This window comes from Pauljensenia sp. UMB9872 (assembly GCF_030212665.1).
Lineage (GTDB): Bacteria > Actinomycetota > Actinomycetes > Actinomycetales > Actinomycetaceae > Pauljensenia > Pauljensenia turicensis_B.
In genome coordinates this window covers 1-12,203 of the sequence record NZ_JASOER010000006.1, presented here as the reverse complement: position 1 = coordinate 12,203, position 12,203 = coordinate 1, and the positions used below count along the sequence as shown (strand labels likewise).

Annotated in this window: 6 protein-coding genes and 1 tRNA gene; 4 read left to right on the top strand and 3 right to left on the bottom strand. The window is 52.4% G+C overall.

Annotated features, from left to right (window positions below):
• Positions 1-221: 221 nt before the first annotated feature.
• The 3 genes from QP109_RS03370 (at position 222) to QP109_RS03360 (ending at position 5,149) form a co-directional block, all read left to right on the top strand.
• On the top strand, positions 222-620 hold the full coding sequence (locus QP109_RS03370; protein ID WP_270772993.1) for a DUF3052 domain-containing protein: 399 nt from the start codon (positions 222-224) through the stop codon (positions 618-620).
• Positions 621-704: 84 nt separating this feature from the next.
• A tRNA-Val gene (locus tag QP109_RS03365) sits at positions 705-778 on the top strand.
• A gap of 264 nt (positions 779-1,042) precedes the next feature.
• Positions 1,043-5,149: a ZmpA/ZmpB/ZmpC family metallo-endopeptidase gene (locus QP109_RS03360; protein ID WP_285023297.1), complete on the top strand. Its 4,107-nt coding sequence runs from the start codon at positions 1,043-1,045 to the stop codon at positions 5,147-5,149.
• 440 nt (positions 5,150-5,589) lie between these two features.
• Here the strand turns inward: QP109_RS03360 and QP109_RS03355 are convergent, their stop codons facing one another.
• From QP109_RS03355 to QP109_RS03345, 3 genes are all read right to left on the bottom strand, one after another.
• Complete coding sequence (locus tag QP109_RS03355; protein WP_285023296.1) at positions 5,590-5,943, bottom strand: cupin domain-containing protein; 354 nt, start codon at positions 5,941-5,943, stop codon at positions 5,590-5,592.
• A 2-nt stretch (positions 5,944-5,945) separates the two neighbouring features.
• Entirely contained in the window at positions 5,946-6,776 is an 831-nt protein-coding gene (locus QP109_RS03350) for a class I SAM-dependent methyltransferase (protein ID WP_285023295.1), read from the bottom strand.
• A 295-nt stretch (positions 6,777-7,071) separates the two neighbouring features.
• On the bottom strand, positions 7,072-9,366 hold the full coding sequence (locus QP109_RS03345; RefSeq protein ID WP_285023294.1) for a Cna B-type domain-containing protein: 2,295 nt from the start codon (positions 9,364-9,366) through the stop codon (positions 7,072-7,074).
• A gap of 457 nt (positions 9,367-9,823) precedes the next feature.
• On the opposite strand from QP109_RS03345, the gene QP109_RS03340 reads away from it, so the two are divergent.
• Positions 9,824-12,203, top strand: a 2,380-nt coding sequence (locus QP109_RS03340) for a Cna B-type domain-containing protein (protein WP_285023293.1), incomplete at its 3' end; no start/stop codon positions are given.

Here is a 12,203-nt window from a genome sequence, read left to right as displayed (position 1 = left end):
TTGTCCACTGTTTGTGCCCTTCATGCGACCTTTACAGGGACTTCTGACCCATGAGTAATGCCTCATTATTTCAAGGTGTGCAATCGGGAACATGTGCCCGACCTTTCCGCTAGTCTTCACGGCGTGGACAAATGGAGTTTCAGCAGTGATGTGCAATACGATAAAAGGGTGTTACATACTTCAGCGCTCCGTGCGCTCACGCCGAAGGGTGGTTGTTCATCATGGCGGTGAGCCTCGGTTTCACACTGGGACAGATTGTTCAAGAGTTTTACGTCGACGATGACGCTGACCAGCAGATTCGCGTCTCCATTGAATCCGAGACGGGTGAACAGCTCGTCGACGAGGACTACGGAGATGTCGTTGACGGTGCCATCGTGTGGTGGCGTGCAGATGATGCTGAAGAAGACGATCTTGCCGACCTTCTGGTTGATGCTCTGTCGAACCTTGATGACGGTGGTCTGATCTGGGTCTTCATCCCGAAGCCGGGTCGTGCTGGAACCGTTCCTGTTGCTGACGTTGAAGAAGCTGCGAAGGTAGCGGGACTGCATTCCACGTCCGCTGCCTCGGTTGGTGATGACTGGGCGGGTATTCGTTTGACGGCTCGTCCTCGAGGTCGTTGATTTAGTCTCAAAGAGCCACTGGGATTCGCGCGAGAAACGCAAGCCCAGTATGCTTGCGACTGTTCCCGCGCGCGTGCGGGTAACGGGCCTGTAGCTCAGTTGGTCAGAGCGCTGCGTTTACACCGCAGATGTCGTCGGTTCGAATCCGGCCGGGCCCACTTTTGGTACCCACGTGTTTTTCCTTTGCGTTTTGTCGCCGAGAATCCCGCGCGAACCTCGTGAATAACCCCTCAAGGTCAGCGCTTGTAAATCAGCCAGTTCAGGATCAGAGCGTTGAAAACTCCCAGTATCAGCGCGAAGACTCAAATGTATTTCTATGCGTTGAGGTCGTGCTGGACGGGGAATGAGACGTTCATCCCGAATAAACCGGTGATGACAGCGCCGATTGTCGCCAGGAGGCGTCGTTTGGCTTTGTAAGGGCAATGCGCAGTGATTTATTGCGTTGGCACGGCATCTTAGGGGATAATTTGGGAAGCAAATACAAGAGTCTGGGCTTGAATCCGAAAGTCTTTGCTGATGGTAATTCTCGCAAGAAAGTGCATTGGAGAAATATGAGGGGTCACCACTCTGTTCTGTTACGTGGAAAGATTGAGCGTGGCCTATCTAAACTGTTGGCTTTAACTTTGGGAACTCTCTTAATGCTGACTATTGCAGGTTCGGTGGTCCTCCCTCGTGCCTATGCGGCAGATGCTTTAGAAGAGCAACAGGTTCAGCAAGTGCTCAACCAGGTCCTGGGCGATTTGCAGACAGTTGATTTTCGTGATGAAGCCATCAGGGCGAAACTTGCAAAGACCAACTTCACGGGAGCCGAGAAACTCAACAAAAAAGTTGAGATTTGGAAGGATAATAAAGATAAGTATCCTTCCCTTAACGAAGTCCCGGATGATGTAGTACTCAAGGCGCTACAAGAAGAGTACTTGCTCGCTTCCGATATGGAAGGCGCATTCAACCAAATCAAAGCAGACTTACCAACAGTCCTTCCCCTCATACTAAAAGCAGATTCTGCCGTGGCAGATGGGAAGAACAAAGACGCAGCCTACTATGTAAACGCGATTAAAAACGATACTGCTGGATTTCTGGTTGGTCTTGCCTATCTGCAACGTAACTACGGATTTAACCTCAAAGAAGGTGTTACGGTTGCCCGGCAAATGATGACGGAAAATAATGCTTTCGGGAAGGAATATGCTCCCCTCGACGTCGTCAAAACTATTGGGCAGCAGAATGCTAACCAGCGCAAAATGCTCTCTACGCCTCAACTGTTTAAAGATGTTTTAGGCGGGAAAATAGCTGACCAGACTGATTTGGGATCGTTCCTCAATGAGCAGGTAGCCAAGACAGGTCAGAATCCTGCCGATTGGTTTTGGAAGACTTCTAAAGCTGTCATTTTCGAAAAACAGTCTAAGGCGAACCCAACTGCTTCATATAGGGTATTCGATAAGCTCAAAGGTGAACCGAACGGTCAGGCTGAGCTACTTGCCCTGTTGAACGTGTCAGAGAACTCCATGTATGTGGTGTCGACGGCGGAATCCATCATGTACGGTCTGACAGATACCTATGTGAATAGAACGCTCAAAGATACCGATCGAGATGCTTATATTGCCGAGCTAGAGGAGTTTGAAAACAAGGTCGAGTATGCCGCTGACCGCCACGCCGACTATTTGGATTTTTGGTATCGCATAGCAAAAGAGGATAAACGCGCACAACTGGTAGGTAACCGTCGCGTATGGGATAACCAGCAGATTAAGAACCCAAATGAGATTTCTGCTCAAAAGCGTTGGTCGCCTAAACAGGGTGAAGGAGTTGCCAGCGGAGTTAAAGAGTTTATGACACCGTTGGGCTACTATTTTACTTTCACGCAGGCAGATGGAGTGGCCGACATTAATAGCGGACAAATCCACTACTGGTTGGCCAATGGTCTAGATGATCGCGGGCTGACCACCTACGCTCACGAACACACCCACCAAATGGCGAATCAAGTTCATTTTGCGGGATATGGTCAGCGTTCTGGCGCGAGTGCCGAACTGATTACTCGAGGCGTGTTCGAGCCGTGGCATAAGAACGATGATACGGATAAAGGGGCGAACTTCGACCTCAACCAGATTTTTGACCGCACTGGGCAAGAAACTTATGGGAATGAAAATCCAGATCGTTTCCAGACAGCCGAGGACTTGAAAACCTATTACGGCAACCAGATGGATTTGATCTACACCTTGGATTATGTAGAAGCTGAGGTAGCTTTATCTAAAGACGATGCCACCAGAGCAAAGCTGTTCAATAAAGCCTCCTTGTCCAACAAGGACGAAAAGTTTGACAATATCACTGTCGATGAGGCAAAGAATCTTAAAACAATCAATGACTTGGTGGATATGAACGTGGTTGCCTACCGACTCATGGTTGATGGGCAAAAGGTAACCGGTACCGCTAAATATAATGGCTACTACGCGATCCCGCTGTTTACCCCGATTTATGGAGCGCCCCATAATCCCAATGGTATGAGCGGAGATATACATACTAAGCGTCTGAGCTGGGAGATGCTTGCGGCATATGGCTACTACGAGGGTATGGTTCCCTACCTGTCTAATCAGCTAAAACCAGGTAACGTTGCGCAAAATACTCAGTTTAGCGATGACGTGATTATTTCTGAGGTGAGCGGCGGTGCCTACCCTACTATGGCGGCTTTCAAAAAGGCTCAGTATGCTGACCGGATCGCTAAGAAAGATAACTTAAAACCAATCACTATTGATTGGGAGGGAAAGACCCAGCAGGTCACCACCTACGCTCAGCTCAAAGAACTGATGGATGTTGCTGTGGAAGACGACCTGAAAAATAATCGCCTGCTGCCATCGGGCTGGTACAGCAAACTGCCCACGCAAACAAAGGTGGAACAGTTAAAGAGCGCAATTTTCTTAGCGTATAAAACAAACACCAATCAGTTTGCTATCAACATTTATAAGGACGCCCCGAAAACTTACACGGTCACGTACCGCTTTAACGATTTTGACGCCCTCCCCGGGGACGTGCAAAAACTCCTACCAGCCTCGCAAACCGATATTGCTGCTGGTAGCACGGTAACCCTGGCTGAACCAGGGGAGAAGCAAGTGATTACCGATAAGGGGATCTATGACTTCAAGGGCTGGGAACCTAAGACAATCACGAACATAGCTAAAGACGAAACCGTTATTGGCACTTGGTCTTTTACTGCCTATGTGACCCCGAATGCCCCTAGCAGTCGAGATGATGACTTTACTGAAGGCGAAAATGAGTATATCGGCAGCTACACGGTACCTGAGGTAGAGGGCGTTGAATACGTGGTTGACGGGAATGTTGTTGCCGGAACTGTCAACGTGAGTCCTAATCAGGCTGATGTGAACGCTCCGGTTACGCTTACCGTTACCGCTAGGGCAAAGGATGGTTATAGCCTTAATCCCTCCGCTACGTCCTCGTGGGAATTTACGTTTACCCGCGTGAGTGACAAAGACCGGTACGCCCCGTTTGCTGACCCGATTTCCCTGACAGTGGGAGATATGCTTCCGCTACCTAAAGATGTGGTTAAGTTCCCGGATACTCCGGGTCAGGCGCCTACCGATTTAGATAAAGTGAAGTTCGAATGGAAAGCGCCGACACCTAGCACGGAGGCAGTCGGTGATATTGAGGGAACCATCACTGTTACGTATGGTGATAGCAGCAGTGAAGAAATCATCGTGGCTATTAGCGTTAATGCTAAACCCTTAGTCAAGATAGAGATTCCGCAAATCCCTCAGGTGAACGATCCCTGCAATAAATGGGTGGCTAACGGGAAATCAGAGCCTAATGCGACGTGGATTAAACCCGACGATACTGAGCAGGTCACTTGGGAAATCAACCAAGCGAAAGAGTTGATAGCTAAAACTCAAGACGGCTTTGTTTTCGAAAATAACACTAGCGCCCACAACTTTGGGGTAGCGAAGGATTCGGGCGATTTCTGCTGGGAAGATTTGGGCCCAGCTGAGACTGTTCCTGATAAAGATGTCTATACTCCGCAAGCCGATCCGATCACGGTGAAAAAAGGTGAGAAGCTGCCGGAGCTGAGTACGGTCATTACGTTTGAAGGGAAGGGTCCAGCTGATTTAACTAAGGTCACCTTTGGGTGGAAAGGTGATGCGCCCAGTACCGACGAAGCAGGAGAGCTTTCGGCAGTGGCAACCGTTACGTATGAAGACGGCAGCAGTGAAGAAATCACTCTGAAAGTGATAGTAAAGGCTGACGAGCAACTAGGTACCGAACCTACTGAACCCGGCACACAGCCAGGTGAAGAAACTCCTGGAACCACGCCTAATCCAGGTACAGGTGAACCTGGCAGTAACCCTTCGCAGCAGAGCAATTCCTCGTCAAACCCGAGTCAGAGTGCTCCAGAAACCGCAGGTAAGACATCGGCATTAGCGAATACTGGTTCTTCTGTGGGGCCGGTCGCGTTAGTAGCTCTCGTTTTCCTCAGCACTACTGGCGTGTTGTTGCTGAGGCGCAGGCGTCAAGCTGAGCGCATCCAGTAACGAGGTTTGATCCCGGTCTACCTTGCGTGCAAACCCCGTCACCGTCGCGATCGAGCGGTGACGGGGTTTGCTGATCCCCAAGAAATACGCCCAATCGGGCTATAGGGCTTTTGAGGGTGCGGATTGTTTTTAGAGTGTTTTGTGTTGTTAGGGATTGGTGCTAGAAGAGGGTTTTCCCGCCGAGACTGAGTTTAAACTTGAAGTGGCCTGAGAATTAGGTTCAGTTGGTTTATGTGTTGACCGTGTTTTCTTGTTTCTATTGTTCCGCGTGCTTTCGGGGGTTGAAGTAGCCCTGGACACTTCAAACTTCTCTCAACGTTTGGCCACGTTATCAATACTGTTAAGCCCACTGCCGTTACAAGCCCGACAATGCCACCTTAAAGTCAACGCGCAGGAGCGGGCGGAACCGGCCTGCTCCTGCGCGAATTGGCGTGAAGTACTTAGTTCGCCGATGGCCGGCTCATCATGTAAAGCACCATTTTTGCTTTGGTTAGTGCCTTAACCGCGTGTGGTAGGCGCGTAGGAAAATGCACCATTCCGCCGGGACGCAACGTCACCGTTTTACCGTCCCCCATGATTTCTAGTTCACCTTCAAGGGCTTGAACAATCACCGGCATCGCGGCGGTGTGCTCGGATAGTTCTTCTCCCTCGTCGAACGAGAACAACACCACGTTCACCCCCTCAGCGCGCATTAGCGTTGTAGAAGTGGTCGAGTTCGCACAATACTCAACATGCTGCGCAAGGTTGTCAATAAACCCCAGTGCGTCGGCTGGTGATGGTTTGAGTTCAGTCATAGTCAGATCTCCTTTTCTTCCGGGTTAGCGGCAGGTTTGCGCGCGATGATAGCGATGCCAGTCAAATTATCGCGGTATTCGTTGAACGTTGCGCGCATATCCAACACGCGGCGACGCAACTCCTTATCACGCGCAATGTTACGCAGAATTCGCATGGCTCCGACTACGCCTTCATCGGCTAGATTGCGACGTGGGGACAGTAAAGCCATCGGCTCATACCCCACCCATTCGATACAAAAACCCGCCTGTTCTAACAGTGCGCACCACTCACCGCGAGTGAGAGGGCGGGCATTAACCCTAATCGTGCGGGCTAGGCGCCGACGCAACTGGTCCGTTAGCTCCGCGCCAATACTGTCAGGAGTGAGTCCAAGCTCGTGGATCGCATAGCAACCGCCCGGCTCAAGCAGTCGGAACGCTTCGGCGATGATCTCTCGTTTGCCTTTATCGCCTTGCATGGTCAGCATCGCTTCACCAACCACAACCTGAGCTGATTCGGACTCAAGGCCGGTGGATTGCGCATTAGCATTGACAACCCTGCCCCTCGGACCCACCACAGCCTGCACTCGTGCGACGGCATCTGGATCTTGATCCACGCCCGTGTAGGAGGCGATTCCTCGTTCAAGCATGAGCGTGGCCGTGCGTCCCAATCCCGGAGCAAATTCCAGCACTTTCTTGCCAGATAGGTCGGCCGCATCCAACATTCGATTCGTTAGTTTCAATCCGCCCGGACGTAAAACTCGCTTGCCGGCCCGGGCAAGCACCCAATGGCCTGCCGCAACACTAGTTGACCGGTCACTCTGTGGAAGGCGGGGTTCACTCTTATTTGTGTCCATGACACAACAGTACTAGAAGGGCTTAAGTATGCCTAACCTAAGTTTTGCGTTCGTGCTGTTAGTGAGGATTGTGCGGACTCGCGCATACGAGGCTGGTCTATCCGAGCTCTAGGTGAGCCAGTTCTTATTACGAGTCATCACAGTATTGGAAAGCTTCGCGCTGCACGGACGGTAGGACAAAGATCGTGCGCAACATGCTTTAAATGAGTTTGGCCGGCCACGTCACCTGAAATGGCCGGCCAAACTGTTACGGGCTATGCGCTGCCTGGTTTGTTTGGCTACGCATTAAGTGTTGCTATGCCCGGTTACGCCTAAGCACCAGTACGCCAGCACCAAGCAGGCCAAGTGCGAGGGCAATAGTGGAGCCAATCTCAGCACCAGTGCGTGGCATCGGTTTGCGTGGCTTCTCCGGTGTAGGCGGTGTAGGCGGGGTGGGCCCAGGGGGGGTGTCGGTTGGCGGGTTCTGCACGTTAGTGATGGTGAAACCATCCTTCGCATCACCCGAAACTGTAGAGGTGAAGCCCTCAATAGAGAGCTCTTCAACCGAGTACTGTACCTCTACCTGTTGGCCGTCAACCGTCTTGGTCTTGGGCAGGTCCTTGAACGTATGCGTCCATTGGTTGTCCGCATTCAGCTCTGCCGGTTGGCCGACGTTGAACCGCTCGTTACCAACTGATCCCACCAGCTGCACCTTGACTGCAACCTTGGACGCTTCGTCAAGGTCCTTGCCCTCTGCGTCCTTCCACGCCTTAGAAACCTTCACCTCGGTCTTTTCTGGGGTTCCAAACTCAACGCCACCGTTTGAGCCAATACCACCACCGCGTGGGGACTGGTTCTTCGTGATAATCAACCTTGCCCAGGACTTCGCGCGGTCCTTCGCGTCCTGATCAATAATTGTCTTTAGGCCCGCGTTGTGAAGCGAGGTCCGATAATCACTGGTTTCGTCGGATTCCCTCTCCTTACCATCGAACACCTGCTTCTTACCAGGATTCTCGGCATCGAAACGAGGTTGATTGTATCCGCCATCCTTGTAGAAGGTAGGTTCGCCACCACCTAGCATGCGCGAATCGATAAGCATGCGTGCGGAAGTGGACCCACCATAGGCATCATGCGCAATGTCATCGCCCCAGTGGTGATCGGTAGCAGTCGTTGGGGATTGGTTATCGAATATCGCCACGCCGTTCGTGACGTGTATCAGCAGGCTCCCTGTTGGGCAGAGCCACACACCGCCGCCGACCGCAACATCTCCATCGGTTGTGCTGTTCTCGGTGATGAGGGCGTCCTTGAAATGGGCGGTGTACGACTGGGTGGCAACGTAGATACCGCCGCCCTGTTGGGTAGCAGTATTTCCCTCGATCGTACCCGCGTTAAGGTGTACACCGTTGGAAACCACGTTTATGCCGCCGCCCGTGCGGGTAGCACTGTTGCCGATAATGCTGCCGCCATTCATAGTGAAGCCGCCGGGGGAAAGCTCGGTCCATGCTTCTGGGTTCGGTTCGCCGTTTCGTTCCGAGGTGCAGTTGAAACCGTCCCCGGCAACTTCCTGCCAACTGCCAGCCGCGCCCCACACGTATAGATCCATAGCGTTTACGCCGCCGCCGTTTGCCGCATGGTTGTTTTCGATGGTGCCGCCATTCATAGTGACGTCAGCATTTCCGAAGATGTTTATGCCACCGCCACCAAAGCTTGCATCACCTTCTGAGATTTCGCCGTCATTGAGAGTAATAGTTGACCGCATGTCTTCCGTGCTCTCACCAAGTGTTGAGCAACTCCGTCCGAGCAATGTCCAGGAGAACGCGCCAATGTTGCCAACCCAGCCGGTGTTTTGAGTGACTTTGCCACCGTTCATTTCCAAGTGCGCTCTCTTAAAGAGACCGATTCCGCCTACTTCACCGTAAGCGCCCGCCGATGTATCCGTTTCGCCTTTGGAGATTTCGCCGTTGTTCAGCACCATGGTGGCGCCGTCACTCAATGCAACGTTGGCGGCACCTTGTTGCACGGTAGTGGCAGAGTCTTTCTTGCGGTGATTATCGGTGATCTTTCCACCATTCATAGTGAATTTAGATCCTTCGCCCTGCGCCGTGACAGCACCCTGATAGAAGCCACTCAGCTTCCGCGCACCCGTAACGGTTCCGGCGTTCATCACCAGTTCGCCTTCCACGAGAATCGTGGGGGAGAAGCTGGAGCCTTTAACAACATTCTCGTATTGTGCGCGCGAGTCAATAGTGATGCCCGCGCCGTTTCCAGTTCCGTCAGAAAGCGTTAGTTTTGCGCCCTTCTCAACCTTCAGTAGGCTGCCGGTGAAGTCACCGTCATCGCGAATGATCTTGCTTTCTGATGACCATGCAGCTGTGTTTGCGTCCACTAGCTCAATATCTGCGCCAGCGGGAATAACAATAGTCTTCGTCAGCAGAGTCTCGGTACCGTTACCAATTTCAATCCTGGTCGGGGTAGTTCCAGCCTGCGCAATGAGTTCTTCTAGACGGTCCGGCTCACAGTACAGAACACGTCCCTCTTCATAGCACTTGAGAACCTGCCGGTCCGGGGATTCTGGCGCGGCTTCGGCAATCGGAGGCAGGCCAGTGCCCATCACCACTAGAAATACCGTTAGACATGCCGTCCACAAGGCGGGGAGAAAACTGTAGCGCTTTGTGCTTTTCACTTTTCCACTTTCTTTAGAGCGCAAGAAGAGCCTCAGAAAACGGTCGGGGACCCTATAGAACCAAAGGCATTCTGCCAGAGGAATTGCGAAGAAACAAGATACGACCGTGTCTACACAAATAAGTGCAATACGCGTCAGCACCTAGCGGGATCGTCGGATACGATCCGACGTGTTGCGCGACGTCAAAAGTGGTCGGTCACACAACGCAATAGGTGAAGCCAAATGATCGCGAAAAGACTTGGGAATTGAGTCCCAAATGTGAAAGACTCGAAGTAACATCGCGCGTAATCTGGCCCGTTGTTGAGCAGACCAGAGGTCGCTCTTATGAGAGGAACAAATAATGATGGGCCCTTGGGTGCGGTCATTCGGGATTTTACTGGCCACAGTGCTGGCAACAGTCGGATTGTCTGGGGGAGTAGCTCAGGCAGCCGATATTACTTCCTGGGACGACGTTATTGCTACGGTTAATGGTCTTGGTGACGGTGAGTCAACAGAACTGTCAATCACATCAGAAATCACCGTAGAGGACGGTGCTCAACCGCTGGTTGTGCCTGCGGGGAAACAGGTCACCTTCACGGGTAGTGGAAAGATCAACGGAAATGGATCCCCGCTGTTCACGGTAGAAGGGGGGGCAGCGCTCACCCTATCCGGCCCGACTTTCACCAACGCGCAGTTTAGCGTTGCGGGAGATATGAGCCTGGTGGGCGGCGCGATCCGCGACACTGCGGTAACGGGCCCGGTCATTTTTGTTGACGGAGGAACTCTAACGATCGGTGGAGACGCCGAGTTCTCTGGTAACAACGTTTCAGATGAGTCTGGCGAGCTTCGCCCGGCAGGGGTTGAAAAGCTGAAGTATGCGCCTATCACGGCTTACAACGGAACCGTGCGAGTAGAAGGCGGAACGCTGAGCAAAAACACGGGGCTGCTACGCGGTGGCGCGATTGGCCTATGGGCCAGAGGCGGTGGACAGTCAACCTTTGAAATGACGGGTGGAACGTTAACTGGAAACGTTATTAGTCACCCCAAATACAGAGGCCGTGGCGGTGCAGTGTACGGTGAGGGAACCTTCGTGAATATCTCCGGAGGCACCGTGCAGGAGAACACCACGGAGATCGGTGCGGGTCTTGCCTTTATCAATAGTGACGTGTCTCTATCAGGTGGGGTTGTTGTTCAAGGCAACGACAACGGGGAGTATGAAGGCGTTGGCGGCGGCCTGTATCAAGACGGAGGCACGCTGAACATCAGCGATGCAACGTTTACAGGGAACGTGTCCACTGGTGCCGGCGGTGCGATCTACACAGAGGGCGATACGAGGGTCGATATTGCCGGCGCCGAGATAACTTCTAACAGCGTTGCGAGGTCTGGTGGAGGCGTTGCTTTCGATGGAACTACGAAGGCGGTGATCCACGCCGCTGATTTGAGCGGTAACACCTCGCAAGGCTTCTGGGGTGGTGGAGCGATGTACATTGACGGCAAAGCCGAGGTCACGATTTACAACGGTCTTATTCGCGACAACGTCATTAAGCCCGGTTTTCTCATTCAAGCCGGCAACCACCCTGTGAGTGCCCAGGGCGGCGGTGTGTGGAACTGTCCCACGGGCTCCACAATCATGCATGTGACACGCGGTGTGGCGATTTATGACAATGTGGCACCCAATGTTTTCAAGGGGCAAAACGCAGGTGCCGGCGATGATTTCGCCAGCATTATCACACATGAATTCGGTAAGCCGGTAGCAGGTCATTCGGTTGTTGTTGCTGAACGTATGCTTGGTGGAAGCCCGCGCGTTTGGTACCAGGACGGTTCGATTTACGGCATTCACGGTAACTGGTCCGCTGAGGGAAAGGTTCCGCGCTACTCAGTGGAGGGGCCGAACACGGCTATCAAGCCAAACGAAGAAATTTCCCAAGACATTGCTTTCAAGTCTGTCCCAACTGAGGACGCTAAGGCTATCGCGGAGACTCTTGCGACTGTAAAGATCACCAATAACGTAGCCACCGGCACTGGTATTTCCGGAGCTGGCATCGCGAACAACGGTACTTTGACCTTCGGCGATCCTGAACCGTGGAAACTGAAGCTGGAAAAGAAGTGGGCTAATGATGATCCAGAAGATCGCCCCGAGAGCATTTTGGTGGACGTGAAACTTGGTGACAAGACGCTACAGACCATCGAGCTCACAAAGGAGAACGGTTGGAAGGCTGAGCTAGCCAACTATCCCGATCCAAGCACGCTCATTGATGCCAAGACGGGCAAGACTATCCCGCTAACCTTCGTCGAGCATGAAGTCGATGGCTACATATCTCACGACGCAGTAGTGACGGAAAACAAAGACACAAAGACGATCGAGGTCGCGATCGTTAACGAACCTCCCACGTCGGTACCTGTTGAGAAGCGGTGGTCTGGTGATGTGGAGGCTGATCGTCCGGGTTCTGTGACTATCAACTTGTTGGCTGATGGTAAACAGACGGATAAGTCTTTGGAACTGACTGCCGAGAATGGCTGGAAGGGTACGTTTACCGATCTACCTAAGTATGTGACGGTTGATGGTGAGAAGACCGAGATCGTTTACACGGTGGTTGAGGTAGAGGTTCCTGGCTACAGCTCCTCCATCAGCGGTAGCGCAGCCGAGGGTTACGTAGTCACCAACACCAAGGAAGCTCCACCAGTTACCTCGGTACCTGTGGAAAAGAAGTGGTCTGGTGATGTGGAGGCTGATCGTCCGGGTTCTGTGACTATCAACTTGTTGGCTGATGGTAAACAGACGGATA

Bases quoted from the DNA above. Each gene is read 5' to 3' on its own strand.
- QP109_RS03345 (WP_285023294.1), bottom strand. From the start codon at position 9,366: ATGGGCACTGGCCTGCCTCCGATTGCCGAAGCCGCGCCAGAATCCCCG.
- QP109_RS03370 (WP_270772993.1), top strand. From the start codon at position 222: ATGGCGGTGAGCCTCGGTTTCACACTGGGACAGATTGTTCAAGAGTTT.
- QP109_RS03350 (WP_285023295.1), bottom strand. From the start codon at position 6,776: ATGGACACAAATAAGAGTGAACCCCGCCTTCCACAGAGTGACCGGTCA.
- QP109_RS03355 (WP_285023296.1), bottom strand. From the start codon at position 5,943: ATGACTGAACTCAAACCATCACCAGCCGACGCACTGGGGTTTATTGAC.
- QP109_RS03360 (WP_285023297.1), top strand. From the start codon at position 1,043: ATGCGCAGTGATTTATTGCGTTGGCACGGCATCTTAGGGGATAATTTG.